The sequence below is a fragment of the Balneicella halophila genome, assembly GCF_003096835.1.
Classification (GTDB): domain Bacteria; phylum Bacteroidota; class Bacteroidia; order Bacteroidales; family Balneicellaceae; genus Balneicella; species Balneicella halophila.
The window spans coordinates 496,291-520,995 of the sequence record NZ_QENZ01000003.1 but is presented as its reverse complement, the minus strand read 5'-3'; the positions used below and the strand labels follow the sequence as shown (position 1 = coordinate 520,995).

Annotated in this window: 24 protein-coding genes, 1 tRNA gene and 1 riboswitch; of the genes, 11 read left to right on the top strand and 14 right to left on the bottom strand. The window is 36.8% G+C overall.

The annotated features are described in order from the left end of the window. The 4 genes from C7377_RS02345 to C7377_RS02330 are packed head-to-tail and all read left to right on the top strand — an operon-like array spanning position 1 to position 4,164. Positions 1 to 1,845, top strand: a complete 1,845-nt coding sequence (locus C7377_RS02345; protein WP_243408288.1) for a NupC/NupG family nucleoside CNT transporter — start codon at positions 1 to 3, stop codon at positions 1,843 to 1,845. Positions 1,846 to 1,885: 40 nt separating this feature from the next. Further along, complete coding sequence (gene deoC / locus C7377_RS02340; protein WP_116495722.1) at positions 1,886 to 2,779, top strand: deoxyribose-phosphate aldolase; 894 nt, start codon at positions 1,886 to 1,888, stop codon at positions 2,777 to 2,779. Positions 2,780 to 2,797: 18 nt separating this feature from the next. Next, entirely contained in the window at positions 2,798 to 3,247 is a 450-nt protein-coding gene (locus C7377_RS02335) for a 6-pyruvoyl trahydropterin synthase family protein (RefSeq protein ID WP_207778387.1), read from the top strand. A gap of 5 nt (positions 3,248 to 3,252) precedes the next feature. Beyond that, entirely contained in the window at positions 3,253 to 4,164 is a 912-nt protein-coding gene (locus tag C7377_RS02330) for a glycoside hydrolase family 73 protein (protein WP_116496205.1), read from the top strand. Here C7377_RS02330 and fmt read toward each other — a convergent pair. From fmt to C7377_RS02315, 3 genes are read right to left on the bottom strand one after another with little or no spacing between them, the layout of a single operon-like run. Then, entirely contained in the window at positions 4,156 to 5,109 is a 954-nt protein-coding gene (fmt, locus tag C7377_RS02325) for a methionyl-tRNA formyltransferase (RefSeq protein WP_116495720.1), read from the bottom strand. The two genes, C7377_RS02330 and fmt, sit on opposite strands and share 9 nt — an antisense overlap. Positions 5,110 to 5,133: 24 nt before the next feature. Next, the gene (locus C7377_RS02320; RefSeq protein WP_116495719.1) at positions 5,134 to 6,600 is read right to left on the bottom strand and encodes an LptF/LptG family permease; all 1,467 of its coding nucleotides are present in this window, start codon (positions 6,598 to 6,600) and stop codon (positions 5,134 to 5,136) included. A gap of 43 nt (positions 6,601 to 6,643) precedes the next feature. Continuing rightward, entirely contained in the window at positions 6,644 to 7,030 is a 387-nt protein-coding gene (locus C7377_RS02315; protein WP_116495718.1) for an START-like domain-containing protein, read from the bottom strand. Positions 7,031 to 7,130: 100 nt separating this feature from the next. On the opposite strand from C7377_RS02315, the gene C7377_RS02310 reads away from it, so the two are divergent. The 3 genes from C7377_RS02310 to C7377_RS09470 all read left to right on the top strand — a co-directional run bounded on the left by C7377_RS02310 (position 7,131) and on the right by C7377_RS09470 (position 8,525). Then, positions 7,131 to 7,204: transfer RNA gene (locus tag C7377_RS02310), tRNA-Met, on the top strand. 517 nt (positions 7,205 to 7,721) lie between these two features. Beyond that, positions 7,722 to 7,991, top strand: coding sequence for a hypothetical protein (locus C7377_RS09475; RefSeq protein ID WP_207778386.1), 270 nt, complete (start codon positions 7,722 to 7,724; stop codon positions 7,989 to 7,991). Positions 7,992 to 8,093: 102 nt separating this feature from the next. After that, entirely contained in the window at positions 8,094 to 8,525 is a 432-nt protein-coding gene (locus C7377_RS09470; protein WP_207778385.1) for an alkaline phosphatase family protein, read from the top strand. Between the two features lie 145 nt (positions 8,526 to 8,670). Here the strand turns inward: C7377_RS09470 and C7377_RS02300 are convergent, their stop codons facing one another. Genes C7377_RS02300 through C7377_RS02270 form a run of 7 tightly spaced genes read right to left on the bottom strand, consistent with a single transcriptional unit; the run spans position 8,671 to position 13,494 of the window. After that, on the bottom strand, positions 8,671 to 9,384 hold the full coding sequence (locus tag C7377_RS02300) for an energy-coupling factor ABC transporter ATP-binding protein (RefSeq protein ID WP_116495717.1): 714 nt from the start codon (positions 9,382 to 9,384) through the stop codon (positions 8,671 to 8,673). Positions 9,385 to 9,387: 3 nt separating this feature from the next. Then, on the bottom strand, positions 9,388 to 10,155 hold the full coding sequence (locus C7377_RS02295; protein ID WP_116495716.1) for a CbiQ family ECF transporter T component: 768 nt from the start codon (positions 10,153 to 10,155) through the stop codon (positions 9,388 to 9,390). Further along, positions 10,139 to 10,429, bottom strand: a complete 291-nt coding sequence (locus tag C7377_RS02290; protein WP_116495715.1) for an energy-coupling factor ABC transporter substrate-binding protein — start codon at positions 10,427 to 10,429, stop codon at positions 10,139 to 10,141. The genes C7377_RS02295 and C7377_RS02290 overlap by 17 nt, the downstream gene beginning before the upstream one ends. A gap of 12 nt (positions 10,430 to 10,441) precedes the next feature. Next, a complete protein-coding gene (locus tag C7377_RS02285; protein ID WP_116496204.1) occupies positions 10,442 to 11,215 on the bottom strand; it encodes an energy-coupling factor ABC transporter permease in 774 nt (257 codons plus the stop codon). Between the two features lies 1 nt (position 11,216). After that, positions 11,217 to 12,134, bottom strand: a complete 918-nt coding sequence (locus C7377_RS02280; RefSeq protein WP_116495714.1) for a sirohydrochlorin chelatase — start codon at positions 12,132 to 12,134, stop codon at positions 11,217 to 11,219. Position 12,135: 1 nt separating this feature from the next. After that, positions 12,136 to 12,906 (bottom strand): uroporphyrinogen-III C-methyltransferase, encoded by a 771-nt coding sequence (gene cobA, locus C7377_RS02275; protein ID WP_116495713.1) that lies wholly within the window; start codon positions 12,904 to 12,906, stop codon positions 12,136 to 12,138. Beyond that, positions 12,907 to 13,494 (bottom strand): precorrin-2 dehydrogenase/sirohydrochlorin ferrochelatase family protein, encoded by a 588-nt coding sequence (locus tag C7377_RS02270; RefSeq protein ID WP_116495712.1) that lies wholly within the window; start codon positions 13,492 to 13,494, stop codon positions 12,907 to 12,909. It abuts the gene before it with no gap. A 21-nt stretch (positions 13,495 to 13,515) separates the two neighbouring features. Further along, positions 13,516 to 13,707, bottom strand: a riboswitch (cobalamin riboswitch). Between the two features lie 573 nt (positions 13,708 to 14,280). On the opposite strand from C7377_RS02270, the gene C7377_RS02265 reads away from it, so the two are divergent. Genes C7377_RS02265 through cobJ form a run of 3 tightly spaced genes read left to right on the top strand, consistent with a single transcriptional unit; the run spans position 14,281 to position 18,244 of the window. Further along, the gene (locus C7377_RS02265; RefSeq protein ID WP_116495711.1) at positions 14,281 to 14,997 is read left to right on the top strand and encodes a precorrin-2 C(20)-methyltransferase; all 717 of its coding nucleotides are present in this window, start codon (positions 14,281 to 14,283) and stop codon (positions 14,995 to 14,997) included. After that, positions 14,997 to 16,841 carry a cobalt-precorrin-5B (C(1))-methyltransferase CbiD gene (gene cbiD, locus C7377_RS02260; protein ID WP_116495710.1) on the top strand — a complete coding sequence of 615 codons (1,845 nt, stop codon included), beginning with the start codon at positions 14,997 to 14,999 and terminating at the stop codon, positions 16,839 to 16,841. Before C7377_RS02265 ends, cbiD begins: the two co-directional genes overlap by 1 nt. Beyond that, complete coding sequence (gene cobJ, locus C7377_RS02255) at positions 16,838 to 18,244, top strand: precorrin-3B C(17)-methyltransferase (RefSeq protein WP_116495709.1); 1,407 nt, start codon at positions 16,838 to 16,840, stop codon at positions 18,242 to 18,244. The genes cbiD and cobJ overlap by 4 nt, the downstream gene beginning before the upstream one ends. A gap of 871 nt (positions 18,245 to 19,115) precedes the next feature. Here cobJ and cobM read toward each other — a convergent pair. Continuing rightward, on the bottom strand, positions 19,116 to 20,936 hold the full coding sequence (gene cobM, locus C7377_RS02250; RefSeq protein ID WP_116495708.1) for a precorrin-4 C(11)-methyltransferase: 1,821 nt from the start codon (positions 20,934 to 20,936) through the stop codon (positions 19,116 to 19,118). Positions 20,937 to 20,962: 26 nt separating this feature from the next. Beyond that, entirely contained in the window at positions 20,963 to 22,153 is a 1,191-nt protein-coding gene (gene cbiE / locus C7377_RS02245; RefSeq protein WP_116495707.1) for a precorrin-6y C5,15-methyltransferase (decarboxylating) subunit CbiE, read from the bottom strand. A gap of 116 nt (positions 22,154 to 22,269) precedes the next feature. Here cbiE and C7377_RS02240 point away from each other — a divergent pair, with 116 nt between their 5' ends. Then, positions 22,270 to 23,568: a cobyrinate a,c-diamide synthase gene (locus C7377_RS02240; protein WP_116495706.1), complete on the top strand. Its 1,299-nt coding sequence runs from the start codon at positions 22,270 to 22,272 to the stop codon at positions 23,566 to 23,568. A gap of 10 nt (positions 23,569 to 23,578) precedes the next feature. Here C7377_RS02240 and C7377_RS09775 read toward each other — a convergent pair whose 3' ends face one another. Both C7377_RS09775 and C7377_RS09770 read right to left on the bottom strand, forming a co-directional pair. Next, positions 23,579 to 24,130: a hypothetical protein gene (locus tag C7377_RS09775; protein ID WP_317045654.1), complete on the bottom strand. Its 552-nt coding sequence runs from the start codon at positions 24,128 to 24,130 to the stop codon at positions 23,579 to 23,581. Then, the gene (locus C7377_RS09770; protein WP_394336352.1) at positions 24,109 to 24,642 is read right to left on the bottom strand and encodes a hypothetical protein; all 534 of its coding nucleotides are present in this window, start codon (positions 24,640 to 24,642) and stop codon (positions 24,109 to 24,111) included. Before C7377_RS09770 ends, C7377_RS09775 begins: the two co-directional genes overlap by 22 nt. Positions 24,643 to 24,705: the final 63 nt, after the last annotated feature.

Genomic DNA, 24,705 nt, shown 5'->3' with positions numbered 1-24,705 from the left:
ATGAAAAATATCTTTTATATAACCATCAGTTTACTGCTTCTTATTTCCTGTGGCAATAAGAAAGCAGAAGAAATTGATGATTTCACCCAACTTCAAAAAAGATGGACGGCTCTAGATGGAAGTGTTTTGCATCTCACAAAAAGCGAGTCTAAATACCTGCAGTTCGTTGACGGAGGTGGTATGGCAGTAAAGAAAGAAATGCATCAAAAATTTACCGCTACAGGAGGACTATTTGGAACACATGAAATCAATGGAGACTGGGAATTTATTGAAAGGGGAGATTCTCAAGGCTTACTAAAACTGACCTATCTCGCAGACACCGTATTAGGCATAGATTCTATGAGCATAGTCGCAGAAAAAGGACAGCAACATTTTGTTCTAAGTGACGAGCAGGGTAATCAACATGAAATAAATCCTAAAGATTTTAAACTCGCCATCAGTCAAAAAGAACTAAGTTTAGTCATCAAGCAATTGGATTTGGAAAACCTGGTTCTTCAAAGTGATACAGATACTTGGGAGTTATCTTACCAACCTCCTTCTTTAGAAACTACATTTTCATTTATCTCAATATTAAGAGGACTATTAGGAATTATCGCATTGATAGCTATCGCTTTCCTCTTTAGTACAAATAGAAAAAAAATATCATGGCGCACCGTAGGTATTGGGTTGATACTTCAAGTTCTACTAGCTATTGGTATATTGAAAGTAGGATTCGTGCAAAGCTTTTTCGAAGCAATTGGTAGTTTTTTCGTTGTCATTTTAGACTTTACTAAAGAAGGTAGCACCTTTCTTTTCGGAGGATTTATGGATGTAGATACTATGGGCTTTATATTTGCTTTCCAGGTTTTACCTACCATTATCTTCTTTGCAGCACTTACATCATTACTTTTTTACTTGGGAATTATCCAAAAAATCGTTTACGGACTTGCTTGGGTGATGACAAAATTACTTGGTATTTCTGGTCCGGAGAGCCTCTCTGTAGCAGGAAATATCTTCCTTGGGCAAACAGAATCTCCATTAATGATAAAAGCCTATTTGGAAAAGATGACTCGCTCCGAAATCATGCTTGTAATGACAGGTGGCATGGCAACTTTAGCTGGTGGTGTATTGGCTGCATATATTGCATTCTTGGGAGGAGATGATCCTGTACAACGCTTGTTCTTTGCAAAACATCTATTGGCTGCCTCTTTTATGGCAGCTCCTGGTGCTATTATTATATCCAAAATCCTTGTTCCTGAAACAGAAGATATAAATACCGATGTTGACGTTCCTAAAGACAAAATTGGATCTAACGTATTAGATGCTATCTCTAACGGAACTAGTGAAGGATTAAAACTAGCCGCTAATGTTGCTGCAATGTTGCTCGTTTTTGTAGCACTGATAGCAATGGCGAATCATATTTTAGGATGGTTTGGAGATATCACTACACTAAATAGTTTCGTGGCAGATTGGACTGGAGGACAGTATAATCAACTTTCTTTAGAAATGCTTTTAGGTTATATCTTTGCTCCACTAATGTGGATTATTGGCGTTAGCACCGAAGATATTACTCTTGTAGGAAGATTGTTAGGAGAGAAAGTGATTATGACAGAGTTTATCGGCTATGTAAGTTTGGCATCGCTCAAATCAGCAGGAGCCTTTGTATCTTCCAAATCAATTTTGATTGCAACCTATATGCTATGTGGCTTCGCAAACTTTGCTTCTATTGGTATCCAAATTGGAGGAATTGGTACTTTAGCCCCCACGAAACGGAAGTTACTCTCCGAGTTTGGGATGCGTGCTTTACTTGCAGGAACTTTAGCGTCTCTTCTTTCAGCAACATTAGTTGGAATGATTTTAGGATAGAAAAAAATTGTACCTTTGAATTAAATATTTAAGGATAAATATGGACATTAATATATTAGAAAGTTATAACACAGCTGTTTCACGTGACTACGTGGAGGGAGAAGTACAAACTATTCTTGCTGAATTAAAAGAAAAGCTCGCCTCAAACACTTCAATTATTGAGAAAATATTTTCTTGTATTGATTTAACTTCATTGAACACTTCTGATTCTAGAACGAATATCACTAACTTTATAGATAAAGTGAATAAGTTTGAGGAAATCTATCCGGATATTTCTCCCGTTGCCGCTATTTGTCTTTATCCGTCTTTTACGGAATTGGCACGAAAAACATTAGTCGCAAAAGGGGTGAGTTTAGCTGTAGTGGCAGGTGTATTCCCATCTTCTCAATCTTTTTTAGAAATAAAAACAGCTGAATGCAAGATGGCTATTGAAAAGGGAGCTGATGAGGTCGATGTTGTTATTCCGGTAGGCGCTTTATTAGATGCGAATTACGAGAAGGTTTTCAATGAAGTAAGAGCGATGAAGGAAGCCGTAGGTCGTAAACATCTGAAAGTGATATTGGAAACAGGTGAATTAAATACATTGACGAATGTAAAAATTGCATCGATTCTATCGATGGAGGCTGGTGCTGATTTTACCAAAACCTCTACAGGCAAGGTGAAAGAAAATGCTACATTAGAAGCAAGTTACGTAATGTGTACCGCAATCAAGGAATTCGAAGCCAAACACAACAGAAAGGTGGGTTTCAAACCTGCTGGGGGAATATCTACTTTAGATGAAGCCTTAGATTATGCATCTGTTGTTTCTTATATCTTAGGAGAAGATAGAATTGATAAAGATTATTTTAGATTTGGAGCTTCAAGACTTGCAAATAGTGTATTAAAAGAATTAGTCACACGTAAAGAATTAAAAGCCAAAGCATCTTATTTTTAATTTATAAAATAACAGATAATGAAGATTCGAGTTACCAAAGAATTTCGTTTTGATATGGGACATGCACTCCATGGTTATGATGGCTTATGCAAAAACATCCACGGGCATTCGTATCATCTTTTTGTAACCGTTATCGGAGAGCCAATTACTGACATCTCCAACAAAAAATTAGGAATGGTTATTGATTTTGGAGATTTAAAAGAGATTGTGAATCGAGAGATTGTAGATAAGTTTGATCATTCTCTTGTTTTAAACGAATCACAAAAAGAAGAGATTATTAAGGTCGAGGGTTCTGCTCTTTTTGAGCGCTATTATCTGCTACCCTATCAACCTACTTGTGAAAATATGATTGCCGATTTTGCCTCGCGTATAAAAAAACATTTGCCAGAAGATGTGAAACTATTTTCTTTAAAAATGTATGAAACACCAACTTCATACTCAGAATGGTACGCCTCAGACAATAGCTAAGAATTATGCACAGAAGATCATTGTTCCTTTACATAGCAATACTTTTATTACCAGTTTTGGCATTTGCACAGCGCCAAACGCCTGAGCAATATGCTTCTCAATATAAAAATATGGCTATCAGAGAGATGCAACGCACAGGAATTCCCGCTAGCATTACCCTTGCCCAAGGAATTTTAGAATCAGCCAGCGGCAACTCCAGATTAGCCAAAAAAGGGAATAATCATTTTGGAATAAAGTGTCATAATTGGACTGGCAGACGTATTTTTGAAGACGATGATTTAAGAAATGAGTGTTTCCGGAAATACCGAACTGCTGATGAATCATTTATTGACCATTCTGATTTTCTCACCGGGAAAAAACGGTATGCGCCATTATTCTCATTACACCCTAAGGATTACAGAAGTTGGGCTAAAGGACTCAAAAAAGCAGGATATGCTACTGCACCAGACTATGCTCACCGATTGATTTCATTGATAGAAAGATATTCCCTTCATCAATATGATGAGATTTCTACACAGAAAATGGTGGAATATGCAGAAGTAAGTCCTTCTGCAAAGCTCAAGAATAATGTCTCTATTGAAAAACGAATTCGTTACCGTAATGGAGTACCTTATTTTATTGTGATGGAGGGTGATACCTACCGCTCTATAGAGCAAGAATTAGGATTAAAGCGTAAACGCATAGCTAAGTACAATGATTTTGAAAAGTACAAGCCCTTGGTATTAGGTGAGCCTATTTATTTGAAAAAGAAGAAGAAATCTACTCCACGAAAATACCCGATTCACATAGCTGACGGTAAAGAAACTTTGCATGATATTGCACAGCGATACGCTATACGTTTCAAGATTCTTGAGGAAAGAAATGGGATGCAAGATGTACGTATTCCTTATGAGGGGCAATACATTCTATTACGCTAATACGGCATTATTACTTAGCTTAAAACCACGAAGAAAAGCCTCTATATCCAGAGCCTTTTTGCCTGCCTGTTGCAACTTCAGTATGGCTATAAAGCCACCTTTCACTGCAACTTTCATATTCGTTTTCCCATCAGATACTACATCCCCTACTCCATGTTGATGAACAGCACTTTCAAACTTACATTCGTAAATTTTCAAATTAACGGTTTTATTATCAGAGTTCAAAGTAGTCCATGCACCCGGATATGGAGATAATCCTCTAATAAAATTAGAAATAAACTGTCCTTCTACATCCCAATCAATGCGACAATCTTCTTTAAAAATCTTAGGGGCCGTTTTTAGGTTTGTTACCTTAGGCTGTGGCTTTGCTTCATATTTCCCAGAAGTTATCAAGTCTACGGTTTCTACTAACAAATCAGAACCAGCATCCATTAATTTGTCATGTAATGTACCTGCAGTCTCATCCACATCTATAGCAACTTCCTTTTGCAACAAGATATTTCCTGTATCAATTTCTTTCTGCAATAGGAATGTAGTAACTCCTGTGGTCTTTTCTCCATTGATAATAGCATGATTTATCGGCGCAGCTCCTCTATACTGAGGTAAGAGCGATGCATGAAGATTTACAGTTCCGAATGTAGGCATAGACCAAACAACTTCAGGAAGCATCTTGAATGCTACTACAATTTGTAAGTCTGCATTCCATGCTCTCAAATCTCTTAAAAACTGTTCATCGCGGAACTTATGAGGTTGAAGAATTGGCAGTCCTTTTTTTTCTGCAAATTGTTTTACGGGCGAAGAAACTATACGCTGCCCCCTACCTGCTGGTTTATCAAGATTCGTTACAACTCCCACAATATTGCATCCCGCATTTAACAATTTTACTAATGGTGCTACCGCAAAGTCCGGCGTACCCATATATACAATCCTAAGTTGTTCTTTCATATTTATTTACGTTAAAAAAATAGACTAATCGATACGATCTCTCGTAAATGGTATAAACCTACTAATTTGTTTCGGCAATCTACCTCTGAAAATCTTCTTAATAAACTTTTCATAAACATCTGAATCCATCAATGCAGAGTCCGTCGCTGCTTTAATCATCAACCAAATTCCGAGAATTAGGAATAAAACAGTGGCAATCCAATTACCAATGTAGGCTGGAAGATAACCTCTAGACACAAAGTAGTTAGCTCCATATTTAGTAATCATATAGTAAGAAATAAATAGCACTATAGAAATCAATACCGGCATTCCAAAACCACCCTGTCTTACAATGGCACCCAAAGATGCACCTACTAAAAAGAAAATAATACACGCAAAAGGCCAGCTAAATTTCTGATGCCAATATTCCTCAGCTTTAGCAATATAAGTTTGATATTGGCTATAACTTTCTTCCTTAGATAACAAATAGCTTTGCATCGATTTTGCTTCTCCAAGTGCAGATGAAAAGATGATTGCTTTCTCACTGCTTGGCAATGCTTCTACGATACTATCCACATTTACAGCATTGTTAACCTTAGCTATTTCAACACTATCCTTAGGCAACTTTTTAAAGAACCTGTAGTCACTTAAATGATTATATGTCCTAGCATATTCATCTTGTCTTTGTGTTTTAGTCTTGCTTATTAATGTATCTAATTGTTGGTAGGTTAACATTCTATAGTCTTGTTTGTTAACCTCCTTTTCTGTACGCTCCAGGTCAGAGGATTCCATTGGTGTGATAACCATATACTCATCAAATGATGTGCGAGTAAATGGAACACCTTTCGATTGATTATCTTCTTCATACATTCTCCCTTTATAAAGCCATATTGTCATAAAACTCATATCCTTAGAGGCAAGCATCTTACCGGACTGTGCAGTTATGGTTCTGGCTATTCGCCCGCTAGGTGCTCTTTCATAGATTATAGCGTCATAAAATAGTCCTGCTTCATCTTTACTCACTCCCTCAACTTTAATAGTAGCACCGGGCATATCGGAGATAAACGTTCCCTCTTTCAATAAAAACTCAGGGTTTTTATCCACCATGTCTGATAGCAATGTTTTAGATTTAAACATAGATATCGGAACGATATAGTTAGAGATATAGAAAGTAAGAAAAGATAGAAAAACAACTACAATAATAAGTGGTTGTAATATTCTAAATAATGAAATACCTGCAGCCTTCATTGCAATAAGCTCATAACGCTCACCTAAATTACCTAAAGTCATGATGGAAGCAAGCAATATGGCTAAAGGGATAGCCATAAATAATGTAGTAATGGAATAATAACCAAAAAATTCAATAAGAACTGAAATTGGCAAATCCCGACCAGCTAGATTATCTACATATCTCCAAATACTTGCCATTAACAAGACAAATACTGAAATAAAAAGCGTAAACAAGAAAGGTCCTGTAAAACTTTTAATTATATAAAGATGTAGTCGCTTCATGAAAGCTCTTTTGTAGATGAGTTACAAAAGTAGAAGAATTCTCTCAAATGCCCAATTTCCTTTTTAATACTCCAATTTGCTTGTCCCAAAGTTCAATAGTTTCATCAGCTTCATCTTCATCTGCAAAATCCTCAATAATAAGCGATAAACTTTTTGTTAATTCATCTTCTCTCAATAGAAATTTGAAAACAGAACCTTCTTCATCACATTCATCAATCCACTGGTAAGTGACGTGCCGTAATCTTTCGTTTTCAATTTGTTTAGCTCTCTGTTTGTTTCCATTCCAATCAAATGTGAACATTGAGCCCTGTTGTGTGACATTATCTGCAAACCACTCTGAGAGTCCCGCAGAATTACTTATTCTTTTATAAATCATCTCGGCTGAAGCGCGTAACGGGTATTCTATTTCGAATTTGGTCTTCACAGGCATTTGTTACTAAATTTGACTGACAATATACTACTTTTTTCGTAAAAAAATACGAAAACAGGTGCATTTTTAGCAATAATATTATATCTTTGCCCATCGTTTTGGCGAGGTAGCTCAGCTGGTTAGAGCGCATGATTCATAATCATGAGGTCGGCGGTTCAAGCCCGCCTCTCGCTACAAACCATAAATAAGCGGTTAGGAGATTCAACTCCTAATCGCTTTTTTATTGCCAGCCAGCAAACAAACTCAATTCTTATTGATTTCTAAGAAGATTATTTCCCGGATTTTATTTGCACAACGAATGTAATTTTAATAGTTTTTTGTGAAACTTAATTTTAGGTCATAACGAAATATCCTTAAAATCTTAATGATATCTATACTTATTGATAAGAATTAAGTAACCCTAAAACTTGTATTTATAAGTGCTTTTGTTTCAAACAAATAGTTAAATCAATATGAAAACAATTAAATTTACATTAATAGTCCTAACTTTATTTTGGAGTCTTACATGCAAATCACAGTCTACTGAAGCTAAAACACGTCACCAAATGAAAAGCCAAAGGTAGTTCTAATAACCATAGATGGCTTACGTTGGCAAGAATTATTTGCCGGTGCAGACTCCTCACTAATAGCCAATAAAGAATTTGTAGAAAATAAAAATGAACTCGACTCTTTATTTGCAGGAGCTGACAAAATGGAAAGAAGAGAAAAACTGATGCCATTCTTTTGGAGTAAGATCGTTGAAGATGGAACTATTCTTGGAAATATGTATAAAAACTCTCAAGTAAAACTAACAAACACAATGCGCTTCTCTTATCCCGGTTATAACGAGATATTAACAGGATATGCAGATGATAAGAATATTAATAGCAATGATAAAATTTACAATAAAAACATCACCATTTTAGAAAAACTTAATAATGATGACCTATTCCGTGGAAGTGTTTATGCATTTGCCAGTTAGGACGTATTCCCGTATATAATCAATGATAAACGAAGTGAAATTCCTGTAAATGCAGGCTATAGTCATAGCTTGGCAAAAAATCCGTCGGAGAAAGACCTGTTTTTGAATAAAATCCAAGACAAAACACCCAGACGATGGGCTGGCGTTCGTTTTGACGTTTTCACTCATAACTATGCACTGGAAACACTAAAAAAAGAACATCCTCAAATGGTTTATTTAAGCTATGGAGAAACTGATGATTTTGCTCATGATGGCAGGTATGAGCACTACTTAAAGTCTGCTCACAATACCGATAAAATGATACAAGAGATATGGGAGTTTTTACAAAGCGACCCATTTTACAGGGATTATACTACGTTAATTATAACTACTGATCACGGACGTGGTATTGATCCTGATTCCGGCAAACAGTCATGGAGGCATCACGGCACTAAATACAAAGACTCTGAATATACTTGGATCGCAATGCTAGGAAAAGGTATCGATGCTAAAGGTGAGATAAATGATGGTAAACTTACTACACCAACCAAATAGCTAACACTATTGCTCATCTGTTAAATTTTGAGACAAAAGATGAAAGAATAGGAAAATCAATATTGGAAGAATAATTAACAAAGATTTAACTTTTATATTCTAAGTATTAAGCAGTTGTGAGATTTCATAACTGCTTTTCTGATTTTTAATGATTAGCATGTATTAGCTCCTCAATATTAAGTTGCTTCATTTCACCTTCTTCTACACACTCTCCTTCATTCAACACAATGCCATAATCTGCCCACTCTTTGGCAAAATCTAAATTGTGTGTACTCATAACGATAGTCATTCCTTGCGGGGAAAGCTTTTCTAACATGCTTTTCATATTTTCTTCTTGCACTACATCAAGCCAAGCAAAAGGTTCGTCAAGAATGACTACTTTCGGTTCCATTACCAAAACGCCAGCGATTGCCACTAATTTTTTCTGTCCGTAGCTCAATTCGTGAGGTGCATTGTCTTTTAGATGAGTAATATTCAAGAACTGCATGTATTTCTCCACTCGCTGTTTCACTTCACTCTCTGTCACCCCCATATTTTGTAATCCAAAAGCGATATCATCATAAACAGTAACGGCAAAAAGCTGCACTTCAGGATCTTGGAAAACATAACCAATTTGCTTGCCTAATAATAAACGTTCTTTCTTGGTAAATTTAAATTGCTTTCCATCAATATAGTACTCTCCTGACTTAGGTTTAAGAACGCCACAAAGAGTGAGAAAAAGTGTCGATTTTCCAGCTCCATTGAGTCCTAAAACAGCGATTCTTTGTTTCTCAGGAATACAAACAGAAACATTATAAAGTCCTTTCGAGCTTCTTGGATAAGTAAAACAAACATTCTTCAATTCTAAAATACTTTCCATCTTTTAAAAATAGTAATTATAAGTAAGAATAAGTGTAGCTCCGAGTAAGATAAAAAGAACAATAAGCCACCAACGCTCAACCGTAGCATTATTTTCCGAATTAAAATAAAGTTGTCCATTATAGCCTCTGGTAAGTAAAGCTTGATGATTTAATCTGAAAGCATATGCACTATAAATAAAAACCGTTGACAATAGTAATGCTGTGGAACGAAACGACTTCCGATAAGACGTATAACCTAATCTTAATTGCTGAGCCAAACGTATCTCTTCCTTTTTTTTCTGCAATACTTGGATGTATCGATAAGATAAGATGCCCAGTTCTACCATTTCCTGAGGCAAGTGCAGTTTTATTGCTAACAAATTCTTCTCTTTTGGTGTGGTGGTTGCAATGAGAAAATAAAGTGATAGCAAAGCATTAAAAGACCTCCATAGCACAACCTCTCCCATACGAAGGCTTTCCAGCGTAATTGATAAAGGAATATATTTCTTCGAAATCACAAAAACGGTATCCGGTTCATCAACTCCTAAAACTAAAACAATACTAATTAAACCCACTGCGATAAATACAAGAGGAATCAGTAAAAAACGGAGTATTTGTAACCAGCCTATTCTTTCAGCTTTCAGGAATAGAATAAGAACAATTGATAGTATAGGTGCAATAGGAGTTTCCGTCATTACTAAACTCATAGTTAACAGTCCTACGGTAAATGTAAAACGTTCTACTATGCTTAGTTTGAGTGATGATTTCCTGTTATCACTTTCGACGTTCATCCATCTTGGATTTACTGCCTACAAAGTAACCAACACAATAAAAAAGTATTCCTGCACCGATAGCGGCCTGTAGTGAAAACAAAAAACTCTCAACTACGGGACTTGAGGGCGCAAGAATATAATCGAACCAAGGTCTGTAATTTGAGGCTTCTATAATATCTACAGCTTTGTTATCTGTTCCTCCAAACTCTGCATTACCACCCCATAATAACGAAACGATGACTACACCAATAGCAAGGAGCAATAAAATGATATTCCAATTTCTATTTTTCATAATTCTTAAATATTAAGCTATTTCAACATCGTTTTTCTTCAATTTTGGATATCCGCTAGTAATATCAAACAGATTGGTCTTTACCAAAACATTCATCAACATTACTGTTAAGATTCCTTCAATAATTGCAATGGGTATTTGTGTAACACCAAAAACACTTATAAATTTCACAACAGCTCCCCAGAATCCCTCATGTAAATCAGGATGAGCAAGAGCTAACTGAATCGAAGTCACGAGATATGTTGCCCAGTCGCCAATCATTACAGCTAAGAAAACAGCCCACTGCCATTTTACATTCATTCTCTTTAACAATATATACAATCCCCAAGTCACCAATGGTCCCGCCACACACATAGACGTCGCGTTAGCACCTAAGGTCGTTAGTCCGCCATGTGCCAATAGAAATACTTGAAAAATTAATACAATAATTCCTAAAACTGCCATTACCATAGGTCCAAACAAGACTGTTCCAAATCCTACGCCTGTAGCGTGTGAACTGCTTCCTGATACTGAGGGCAACTTTAACGACGAAAGCAAAAAGGCAAAAGCAACTGCCATAGCTAAGAGCATTTTGATGTCTGTATCTCCTTTTAAATAATGTTTCAAATTTTTAAATCCCCAAAAGAAGAAAGGGAGATAGACTAAACTCCAAACCAAGCACCATTCCCATGGCAGATAACCTTCCATAATATGCATACTGTAAGCGAAGTATGGGAAAGCTACCAATATAGACAAGAATAAATAATGAGTAAAATTATTCTGTATAAATAGTTTTAAATCTTTCATTTTAGTTGTCTTTTTTATGGTTACATTCTTCTGAGTGGTGGTTGTCATGCCCGTGATGATGGTGATGACTATGATCGTGGTGGTGACCGTGTCCATGATGATGGTGATGACCATGATAATTTTCTAATTCCTCTTTTGGAATATCCTGAATAGCATCAACTTTTCCGGAAATAACCTCATTTAAGCGTTTTTTTAACAGTTCGAACAAGGTGTTTTCAGAAGCCAATAAATCTGTAAATACAAAATTCTTTTCAGGATGCGATTGCTGCCCTCTCTCCATAGCCACTTTAGCTCTTCTCATATATATTCCATCAAAAAAGAAATAAGGCAACACGATAATATTTTTATACGGTAATAAACAAACATCATCTATAACCTCTTGAATAGGAGGGAAAGTCATTCGGCTCAAATAGCCTACCGTGGCAGATGGAAAGCGAAACCGTTCCTGTACGTATCTTGTTATTGATGCTAAATCAGCATTTGCCTTGACTCTAGATGAACCAACACCCGCAATTACCAAGGTAGTGCTACCAATATCGTTTATAAATTCTTCAGGTGCAGCTTCTCGTATCAAATTTTCGCATACAGTAACCATTTCCTCACAAACTCCCATATAATTTCCTAATTTTATAGAAACATCATACTTTTTGCCCAACTGATAAAGCATACAAGGAATATCCTTTTCAGTATGCACTCCGGTAAACAAAAATAACGGTAAAGCGATAATTTCTTTAATACCTTTATCAGCTAATTTCTTGACACCAGCCTCAAAATCTGGTTGTGCAAACTCCATGAATGCCGAAGTAGTTTCATAACCATCTATCTGATTTTGAAACTCTTCTGCAAATTGATTGAACGCCTCCACTCCTGTTTTCAGTCGTGTGCCGTGTCCGCAAAGCATTATTCCTTTTTTTTCCATTTTATTTCGTCATTTTTTCTTTTGCTTCAAATACAATAGGATTTAATTTATCTGAAAAATTAACAACTTCACCAACAACCATCAATGCAGGAGGTTTAAATCCAGACCCTTTCAATGTTGAAACTATTGTGCCTATAGTCCCTTTTACCATTTCTTGTTCGGGATACGTGCCCCAGCGGATTAATGCCACAGGAGTATCCCCACTCTTACCGCCTGCCTTTAACTCTTTCATAATTCTACTGGTATTCGTAACCCCCATATATACAACTAAAGTATCGACTGCTTTAGCTAAGGCTTGAAAATCAACGTGAGTGTAAGACCCTTTAGCCGAATGTCCTGTTACAAAAGCCACTGATGATGCAACATTACGTGCGGTAACGGGAATGCCCATATATGCAGGCACCGCCACACCTGAAGTAATTCCCGGCACTACTTCATAGTCTATCTCGTTTGCTACCATCGTCTGAATTTCTTCTACTCCGCGACCAAAAACAAATGGGTCTCCACCCTTCAATCTTACAACACAGTTATATTTTTCAGTATAATCTGCCAGCATTCTGTTGATTTCTTCTTGGGGATAAGTGTGTTGTTTGTCTCTTTTCCCTACATAAACCTTCTCACAATCATCAGAACAATAGTCCAACAGTTCTACATTAACCAAATAGTCATACAGTACTATATCCGCTTGCTTAAGTAGCTTAACAGCTTTCACGCTGATAAGGTCTGCATCTCCGGGTCCTGCTCCTACTAAATATACCTTCCCTTTCTTCATCTAAACTCTTTCTATTTGATTGATTATTTGTTTTATTTTTTTATGTAATTTTTCTTCCAAACCCTGCTTCTCTTTTTCATCATCTTCACTCACCATTTCCTTACGTAGAAGTACTATTTCCTCTAACAATTCAGTGGAAACATTCTCTATCTTTTCTTGGAAATATTTTCTCAATTCTTTGGATAAAAGTGGTGCTTGTCCGTCAGTTGTAATCGCTAAAGTCAAAATGGAATTCGAATAAGTCGCAGGAATAATGAAAGAACCATATTCTTCACCGTTTACAGAATTCACTAAAATCCCTAACTCTTTTGCATCCGCACATACTTGTTGATTTAGTTGGAAATCCGAAGTAGCTGCAAAGACTAAAGTCGCTCCTTTTAGTAATTCTTTAGAATACTCAGACTGCTCTATTGAAATTTGAGACGCTAAAGGCTTTTCATAAAATTCGGGAAGATAGTCTAAGGCATTCACAACAACATGAGCATCAGCTTCACAAAGTTTCCTCACCTTGCGTAGAGCAACTCTACCACCGCCTACTACAACACATTTTTGTTTCCTGATATCTATCGATAAATTGTAAAAACTCATAAAACTTTTAACCCCGAAAGTTTGTTTTATTAAAAAAAGGCAGGCATTCTGACTTATTCTCATCCCTCACTACCCCTTCCCATCTTTAACTAAAGACAGTGGCTATTACGTAGCTCAGTTAGCATAGAATTTACAGCTGCGGGTACAGTTTTGGATTCTCACCAAATTTCCTTTTTTGCACTCTCTGCAAACACCATTTTTTCAACAATTACAAAATTAGTATTATTTTCCAGTTTTAACAGAATATTCTGATTTTGTAGCGCTACGTTTTACGATATTTGTGGAACGAAGTCCCGCTTTCCGTTTTTATCTTTTCACCTTCACACCTATTCCCCAACCATAAAAAAAAGATAATCACTACAATCGGGGCTAATTGTTAGGCGTAGGAATTAACTGTTAGGCTTTAGAAAATGTCAGAGTGTTTTTTGTGTGCCATAGGCATTATCGTCCAAACGGTGAGTGTATGATTTCGTAGGGCATTAGAAATCAATAACTTTTCAAGTCGTTAAGTAGCCGAAGCCTCAGATACTCGCTTTCCGCCCTATGCACTATACAGATTGTTAGTGACCGTCAAGAAACAGGAAATGTTTGAGCAGTTTTGCTGTTTTAGGCTACGGTGCTTTATTTTAGACTGTTTTCACAGTCTTGAGTTTTTTTGGTAAGTCTCTTTGAGAAAGCAAAGAAATAAACAGAGAACAGAAATCTTTAATTCATTTAATATATCTTTGTAAAGGATAAGCAAGTCTTTTTTTAAGGGACATTTCTGAATAGAAATTTAATGAAAGTATGAACAAAGCAATTTTTTTCGTTTCTTTAGGACCAGGAGATGCTGAATTAGTCACTATAAAAGCACTAAGATGCTTAGAAAATGCCGAAGCTATTTTTTGTCCCTCAACGACTACAAAATCAGGCAAAACTATCTCAAGAGCTTTAAAAATTATGAAGACTTTAGGAATTGATGAGGGGAAGATTCATCCGTTTGATGTTCCTATGAGCAAAGAACGTTCACTGACCAAGAAAGATTACGAAACAACCGCTGAAAAGATTGCTTCGTATTTCGAAAAAGCCGAAAAAGATATTGTCGTATGTGCACAAGGTGATGCAAGCTTTTATTCATCAGTATATTACATCAGTGAGTTATTGACCGCTAAAAATCTGCCGATAAAGCGAATTGCAGGCGTTCCTGCTTTTATTGCAGCGGGAACTTTAGCTAATATCCATATTGTAAAACAAGAAGAACGCTTAAGGGTACTACCCGGGGTTTTCACTATGGAAGAATTAAGACAAGAATGCGAGGCTAAAAATACCGTTGTGATTATGAAAATGTCACAGAGTGAAGAGATTATAAAAACGGCTATACAAGACTTTGCAAACACAACATTTCATTATTTCGAAAATGTTGGAGTAGAAGAAAAAGAATATTATACCAAAAGCAAAAACGAAATATTAGCACGTAAATTTCCTTATTTTTCATTAATGATTATTCAAAAAAGCAATAACTAATGATTCTCATCTTTGGCGGTACTACAGAGGGGAGAAAAGCGGTAAAGGTTTGTGACCAAGCAGGCACACCTTTCTACTATGCTACCAAAGGGAATCAGCAAATGATTGAGAGTGCTCACTCCATACATCTAACAGGAGGGATGGATGACAAACAGATAATTAAATTTTGTCAAGAAAAAGCGATACAGTTAATCATCGATGCAGCACATCCTTTTGCAGAAAACCTACACCAAAACATAGCTAACGTCTCCAAAGAAACAAACATTCCAGTAGTTCGTTTAGAAAGACAATATCCAAAATCTTATAAAAATGCTTTATGGTTCGACAATTATGACGAGGCAACGGAATATCTTTTACGAACGAACAAAAATAATATTTTAGCACTCACGGGCGTTAACACTATTGAAAAGCTCAAAAAACTTTGGCAAAACACTTTCTGTTGGTTTCGAATTTTGGACAGAAATGAATCTAGAGAAGTAGCCTCAGCCAACGGTTTCCCTAAAGAGCAAATTCTCTATTATCACAAAGATGAAGATGAGAGTCGTTTATTCAAAAGGCTCAAACCTGACGCTATAGTTACCAAAGAAAGTGGAGAGTCTGGTGGGTTTACAAAGAAACTTTCGGCAGCTCGCGAATTAAATATTCCTTTTTTAGTCATCAAGCGTCCAAAACTTTCTGAACATTTTATAAATGTATATGGAGAACATGGATTAAGAAAAGAAATAGACCGGCTCACTGATGGCTTTTTCAAACTAAAAACAGGATTTACGACAGGTACTTGTGCTACCGCGGCAACAAAAGCAGCCCTTCTTGCCTACTTTACAAAAGAGAACCAAGAAAAAGTAAGCATAACTTTACCTAATGGAGAGTGGGTGTTTATTCCTATTTCAAAGATTGAAGTCCATGAGGATGAAGCAAGTGCTACCGTCATAAAAGATGCCGGCGACGACCCAGATGTGACAAATGGAACGAGGATACAATCGACAATTAAACTAAATCCTAACCACAAAGGCGTTACGTTTTTGCAAGGAGAAGGCGTAGGTCGTGTGACATTGCCAGGAGTTGGCTTACCAATCGGTGCTCCTGCGATAAACAAAACACCGCAAACGATGATGAAACGAGAGGTTTTTAAGGTGCTTCGCCATCATCAAGAGAAGATTCCGAATAGAAAATTGTCTATCGGAATTGATGTAACTATTTCTGTGCCTGACGGTAAAGAGTTAGCAACAAAGACATTTAATCCTAAAATTGGAATTGTTGATGGTATCTCCATCATTGGCACCTCTGGTGTTGTAAAGCCGTTTTCATCAGAAGCATTTGTCGCCGCTATTCACAGAGAGATGCAAGTAGCAAAAGCCTTAGGAGCTACGCACATTGTTATTAATTCCGGTGCTAAGAGTGAAGCTTATATAAAATCACATTATCCAGATTTGCCAAGCCAGTCATTTATACACTATGGCAATTTTATAGGCAAAACAATTAAGGTTGCTGATAAAATAGGTATCAAAAAATTATCTTTGGGAATAATGATTGGAAAGGCGGTAAAATTAGCAGAAGGATTCTTAGACACGCACAGTAAAAAGGTCGTAATGAACAAAAAATTCATTACTTCGCTCGCTAAAGAAGCCAACGCTTCTGAGGAGGTTATTGAAAAGATAGCAACAATGAATATGGCTCGTGAACTTTGGGATATTATTCCCGAAAGAACTAATAAATTCTATCAAGAATTACTTAGAAAATGCCAAGAGGTCTGTCAGCCGTTATTTCAGACTGGAACTTTAGAAGTTTTGCTGATTGACAACTCTGGAAACATAATAGAAATAACAGACAATAAAATATCATGAAAGAAGGAAAAATCATTGTGGTCGGTATAGGTCCGGGCTCAATAGGAGATATAACTGCAGAAGCATTAGACGCAGTAAAAAAAGCTGACGTAGTTGTTGGTTATAAATATTATTTTCAATTTATAGAAGCTTATCTTCGTGAAGATGCACAATGTATCGATACAGGAATGCGTCAAGAAAGACAGCGAGCAAGACAAGCATTTGAGTTGGCTATAGAAGGAAAAACTGTTTGCGTGATTAGTTCCGGGGATGCCAACATTTATGGAATGTCTCCTTTGCTTTTCGAAATGCAAAAAGAATTTGATAAAGAGGTAAGTATCGAAGTCGTTCCGGGAATTAGTGCTTTTCAAAAAGCTTCGGCTTTGTTAGGAGCACCGATTGGTCACGATTTTTGCATTATTTCCCTATCTGATTTATTAACTCCTTGGGAAAAGATAGAAAAGCGTATTTTCGCTGCTGCTAATGGTGATTTTGTGACCGCAATATATAATCCTAAAAGTAAAGGACGCTATTGGCAACTGTATCGACTAAGAGAAATTTTTCTACAAGAATGTCAAGAAAATAGAACTGTTGGCATCGTAAGGCAAGCTGGAAGAGAAGAACAAGAAATAGCACTCACAACGCTTCAGGATTTTGACCCTGAGCAGGTTGATATGTTTACAATCGTCATCATTGGGAACTCACAAACGCACTTCATCGGTAAACATATGGCTACACCACGTGGGTACTACACCAATGCTGAGGGTGATGGTAAAAACTTAGGGCAATCTATTATGATAGAAAGCTTTAGAACTATCGCCGGAGAATTAAAAAATCCTGATATTCCTTTAGGAAAAAAATGGGCTATGATTCACGCTATTCATACCACTGCTGACTTTGAAATGGAAGACCTTGTTTACACAGATGATGACGCAGTAGAGCAACTTTACCAAGCAGTGAAAGACAAAAAGCTAACGACAGTAATCACTGACGTAACGATGGTAGCTTCGGGGATTCGCAAAGGTGCTTTAGAACGATTAGGCATTGAAGTGAAATGCTATCTGCATGACCCGAGAGTGGCAGAGTTGGCAAAAAAAGAAGGAATTACACGTACGCAGGCGGGAATACGATTGGCTACAAAAGAACACCCTGATGCACTTTATGCTTTCGGGAATGCTCCTACGGCATTGATTGAGTTGTGCGATATTATCCGAAAGAAAAACATTAAACCTGCAGGAATTATTGCTGCTCCTGTTGGCTTTGTAAATGTACGTGAATCAAAACATAGAGTAAAAGTATTCACCGATACACCGAAGATAATCATAGAGGGACGTAAGGGTGGAAGTAATCTTGCAGCTACACTGGTTAATACGATATTGACTTTTGATGATGCAGAAAAACTTCGTCCAGGTAGAGATGTTTAGATTAGCTTTTAGCTATTAGGAGTTAGCTTTTAGAGGTTAAATAACTTTCCGCTTCTTTGTTTGAGCGGGTTTTACGAGTATAAGGAGTGAAAAATTGTTTCAAGAAGAACTTGTATTGAATTTCTCGATACATTTTTCTTTTTTTCAAAAGAAAAACACTTGAAATAACTACATATTCTTCTTCCCTCACGGAGAAGAGGGTAGTGAGATTGATATTTCTTTTCAATCCTTCTAAATCCCTTCGCCAAGGGAGAAATTGCTCACAACGTGATAATGGTATCGGATAATAGAAATGTGAGATTCTTCGCTTTGCTCAGAACGACACCGATTAATATGTCTTTCTGAATGCAATGAAAAAACCCACGCTAAGAAACTTTTTCTTTCTATTCATTTTGGCTTGACCCAAAACGAACCAAAAACTCAAGACTGTGAAAGCTTATGCTAAAACAAATGTTTCGCTGTCTAAAAGTACCACAGAGTCTGTCGAAAATGCTTTCCGAACAGCCTCGTGATACTTTCTTCACGACAACAAAACTTTGTTTTTTTACGCAACGCTTTCAATGTCTGTCCTCATTACGCGATAATGGTAACAGATAATTTTTAATTTTTCATTATTGCATGAGACTCTTCCTTTCATCAGAGTGACAGAAAAGTGCTCGTCAATTTCGTGTTTTCCCTCTTGGAGAAGAGGGCAGGAAGATTGACTTTTTCAATCCCTCTAACTCCCTTTGCCAAGGGAGAACATATTCACTACGTAATAATAGTAGGTTGAGATATTTCACTTCGTTCAGCATGACAACAAATCATATTGTCACTCTGAATTAAATGAAGAGTCTTTTTGCTAGTTAGGCATCTTTAAGAATAAACTTTGTTACTTTCTGAAAATATGCTTAAACTCGTGAGCGTAAAGTCTCGACAAACCTTTGCGGTTGTCAATAGCCACGCCCACAACCATTAAAGTCGTTAATTTCAGATTGTTATCATTCACTAACTTTGCCAAATTCTCTAATGTTCCTCTAAAAATTTTCTGCTCTTTCCAAGTCAATTTATAGCAAACGGCTACCGGTGTTGTCGGTGGATAATGCTCCAATAATTCTTGCTGCACCTTCTCGGCAATACCGGCACTCAGATAAATACACATCGTACTTTGTGACTTCGCCAACTTCGCTAACTGTTCTTTTTCAGGCATCGGTGTACGTCCGCTTCCTCGTGTCAAAATAATAGTCTGCACCTTCTCAGGAATGGTAAATTGCGACTTCAATTCAGCAGCTGCAGCTTGAAATGAAGAAATCCCCGGCGTAATATGATACGACATATTGTATTCGTCAAAGTATGCCATTTGCTCCTGAATAGCTCCATAAATGCACGGGTCGCCTGTATGTAAACGAACAACTAATAAACCTTTATCATAAAAGGTCTTCATTGTCTGAAATTGCTCCTCCAAATCCATATCTGCAGAACTACGAACTGTAGCACCGTCTTTTGCATAGTACGTCAACTCCTTAGGAACCAAACTGCCTGCATACAAAATCAAATCAGCCATTTCTAAAAAGTGCTTCCCTTTTACCGACACCAATTCAGGGTCGCCGGGTCCGGCACCTACAATTTCAACATGACCTTGGCGAATGTATCTTTGAGAAAAAGCAACTGCAAAGGTAAAATCATTGCCCTCGCTCAATTTCCCTTTTTGTTTTTCAATAATTAATGGACCTCCTTCAGCACTTGCTATTGCTGAGGCTTCCGAAACGCTTACCGATTGTGTAACTTGTTTCACTTTTTCGGAAGGATTGGGAACATCTATTTTCTGCAAATCTTCAGAAGTATAAATATTCATCGGAATATCTCCAAAATGTGTTTGTATTTCTGCCATTAACGGCTCGTCTTTCTTCAATGTAATCGTGGAAAGGTCTGCAATGGCATCAGCTGAAATGTTTTGTTTTCGTAATTCATTCTCAACATAATCTGCAATTCCTTCTTTTTTGCATTGTCTGCGACAACCTACGCCTAAATGCAATACCTTAGGAATATATTGAATACAAGGAATCGCTACGTCAGGATACAGAAATGGGGAAACAAGCAAAAGCAATTCAAAATCAGCAAGATTAATGTCCTCAAACTTATAAAACACAGTGGTATAATTTGGTAAATTTTGTTCTAAGTATGCCGTTCCTTTATCTCGACATTCTAAGAGAAGAGCCGTTTTTTTACCATTGACGAAAAGCGTAAGTGGTTCATTAAAGTTGGAGCAATTCGTCTGCGTTTTCCAACCAAATCGCTCGCCTAAAATATCCAAACTCCATACATTTAAATTATCACTTTGCGTAGTAATAACAGGAGTTGCTCCCAACAACAAAGCTAAATCTTTAGTCAAGGCATTAGCACCTCCTACGTGCCCGCTCATCACGGAAATGACGAACTTTCCTGTGCTGTCTATATTGATAATTGCAGGGTCAGAGTACTTATGAGTTACATACGGTGCAATACTGCGAATACAAATTCCCATCGCCCCGATGAAAATATATGCATCATATTTTGAATGATTTTCCTTTAAGAATTCACTGATAGAATCAATCTCCTCAACTCCGTCAAACTTATTCTTCGAAAATATCTTTGCCTCAGGATAGTCTCTCTTTATTGTTTCTGCAAGAGGCAAGCCAACTTCTGATATTAAAATTATCGCTGTATTCTCCACTATATATTATTGTTTATGTTGTTATACTATCTCGTTTTTATTGCTTTTAATGCTGTTATTTCATTAAAATCATCTATTCTGATTCTAATGTTCTCCGCCAATTCCATTCCCAATTCTTGTACACTACTCTTAAAGGTTTCCAAGGATTTTTCAGATACCGAATTAAAGACGATTACTCCGTTAGGCAAAAGATAATTGTTGATTTTAATCATAAATTCTTTCAATTTTCCTCCGTATCCTCCTATAAAAACAGCCTCAGGTCGTGGTAATTCTTCCACATCTTGTGCTAAAAAATCCCCAATAAACGATTCAATGCCTGGCGTATGGAATTTCCGACTATTGTCTCGCATCAAGGCTGTTCCTTCTTCTCTTATTTCAAAAGAAAATATTTGCAAATGAGGAAATTGCATTTTAGCCTCTATGGAAACCGAGCCAGTGCAAAAGCCGACGTCCCAAAAAACTGATCTATTCCTCAAATCCAAAAGATGTAAGGATAACAAACGAATGGGCATCTTGGTTATCATCTTGGCTCTGCCATTCAACAAATGGAAATCCGTTTTAGGAATGCCAAAAGGACGAGGCAAACTGTGCGTTTTCTGTAAAATGATATTGTTCGGAAATTGGAATGTATGTTTTCCCACGTCTTCCAACGACAAAGTCGTGTATTTTTCCCGTTCGTTATTTCCCAACAATTCGCCGACTGTCATCATATAGTTATCAAAACCATAGGTCAACATTCGTTCTGCAATGGTTTGAGGGGTGTGTAACTTCCTGTCCGTCAAGACACCAATTAAACCACAGCCTTTTATCAAAGCCTCATCAAACTTTGCCCAAGGACGCCCCGTAAGCGTAACGGTATGCATATCTTGGTAAGGCAACAACATGCGGTGTGCTAACAGTTGAAGCGAATTAAAATAAGGGAAAACCTTAACCTCAGCATCAGGACATTCTCGTAAAATCGTATTGCCAAAACCATTGAAAAGCGGATCTCCGGAAGCAAAAACGACAATTTCATCATACGCCTTGTATGCTTCAAACACTTGCAATAAGGGTACTTTTATTTCAACCCAAGCATGCTCCGATGGCAAGTATTTTTTTACAATCTCATAATGCCTTTTGCCACCACTAAAAACGGATGTATTGGCAATAATAGCTAAAACGTCTTGCTGAAAATGTTGTTCTTGGTTATCATCAATCCCAATTACGGTAAATTTCATCCTAATTAAAGTTGTCTTATTTTCTAAAATGATAAAGGTAAAGTTTTTTCAAGTAAGAAAAATAGTTTTAAGTCTTTTTCTCTATTTTCGTATCTTTAGCAACTAAAATTAAAAGCATGACGACTTCTGCATTTCTCATAGCAGCTCCATCATCAGGAGCAGGAAAAACGACTCTTACACTTGGTCTTCTTAGGGCATTACACAACAGAGAGATGAAAGTACAAGCATTCAAAAGCGGTCCTGATTATATAGACACAAAATTTCATGAGCTGGCTACGCAAAAGCCATCTATCAATTTAGATATGTTTTTCTGTGAAGATGATGAAATACAACAACTCTTTAACTACTATGCTAAAGATAAAGATGTTGCAATTATTGAAGGAGTCATGGGACTATTTGATGGCTATGACCGACAAAAAGGGAGCAGCTCCGCCATTGCTAAGCTCTTAGATATTCCTGTCGTTCTGGTAGTAAATGGAAAATCTGTCGCCTACTCAATGGCTGCACTGCTCTACGGATACAAAAATTTCGATAAAGACATCCGCATTGCAGGTGTTATCTTTAATAATGTATCTACAGAAAGCCATTATAAAATTTTAAAGGATGCAGCTGAGTCTGTTGGATTAAAGAGCTTTGGCTATGTGCCTGTAAATAAAAACATATCCGTACCTTCTCGTCATTTAGGATTAAATATAGATGAAAAATACAGGTTGACTTCTTACGCTGATGAATTAGCCAATCATGTACAGAATCATGTTGATATTGATTTACTTCTAAAATCTACAAAGAAAGAAATATTGTCAACAAACAAGTTCAGAATTCCGAAATCTCAAAACCTCAAAATTGGCATTGCAAAAGACGAAGCTTTCAACTTTATGTACCCAGAAAACGTTCGAAAATTAGCCTCTTTAGGAGAAGTTTCATTTTTTAGTCCAATCAGAGACCAAGCATTGCCTGAAAAACTTACACATATTTATTTGCCGGGCGGCTATCCTGAATTTTTTCTGGAAGAATTAAGTCAAAATACCTCTATGAAAACTGCTATAAAGGAGTTTGCCGAACGAGGTGGATACATCTGGGCAGAATGTGGTGGCATGCTCTACCTCTGCCAACAGATGAGTGATGAAAGCGGAAATACTTATCCTCTTGCGAATATCTTAAACCTCCAAGGAACTCTAGAGGAAATGAAGCTAAAGCTTGGCTATCGTCAATTTGAACACAATGGCATACCTCTGAAAGGTCATGAATTCCACTATTCATCACTTACAGAGAATCACGAACCGAGCATTGCACAACTCTACAGTGCTAAAAATAAACCGGTTCCTACGAAACTCTTTCGATATAAGAACGTTATTGCTGGCTATACTCACATTTATTGGAAATCTCATAAAGATTTCTTAAAGATATTTGATTAATAATTCGTCATTACTTAGGCTCTGTAACTTCGTCAACTAAATAAACTATGGATTCATGGTTTATTTCACTATGTTTTGACAGACCTATCTCGCATGTTCTGGAAGTTGCATAAGCTCTTTGTGTATTGTCAAATATTTGCTCTTTCAAGTTTCGCAGTCCATGAGCATTTAACTCAGGATGTGTAAACCCTCGGTCTCCTGCAAATCCACAACAATTAGTTTCCGGAACTATTACGTCTTTTGCACAGAGCTCTCCTAACTCGACAAGTAGTGTATCAACTTCCATTTTCTTAGAACTGCATACTGGGAATATAGATACCGTTTCCTGAATAGGAGTAAATTTTAGTTCATCTTTCAGATATTCCAGAATGAATTCTGCGGGTTCGTAGACATGCAGTGAATCTTGCATATTTTCTTTCATAGTATAAAGACATGGGCTCATATCACAAAGAACAGGATATTTATTATTTTTACTAGCTTTAAGCAAAGTAACTTCAAGCTCATCTGATTTTTGTTTACCCTGCTCCTTAAATCCTTTGCTTAAAAAGGCATTCCACAGCATAAACTATTGAGTCCTTCAGGATAAACAATTTCGTAGCCTGCTTTTTTCAATAAATTTTGCATAACCTGTGTAAGTTGTTGTTTTTCCTTATCCTTCTTAGAAACTCCCATAGACCTATTAATCCATGATGGGAAATACACAACCTTCTTAGGATTAGCTTCGCTTATCGGAATGATTTTCAACCTCTTAGCACCTCTTGGCATATATTTATTCCACAAAGGAATTCTATTTCCGGAAATCCACCTAAGACCTATAGCTATTTTATGCATCAATTTATCTCCTAAAATATCATGAAAGAAACCAACAATCGTTAACATGACCCGCATAGTCGCAGTCACAAATCCCATATGATTTGCAATCCAAGAAGCTATTTTATTATCCTTTTCAGAAATATCTACAAATCGTAATTCCTTAATAAATTTACCTGTATCAATTTTAACAGGACAAGCTAAAGCACAAAGTCCATCAGCAGCACAGGTATCTTTACCCTGATATTGGTAAGAGGATAACATTGTTCCTAACTCCTCTTTTTTACTGCCACTGTTTCGTAAAGCCGATATGTGGCGATAAGCAAC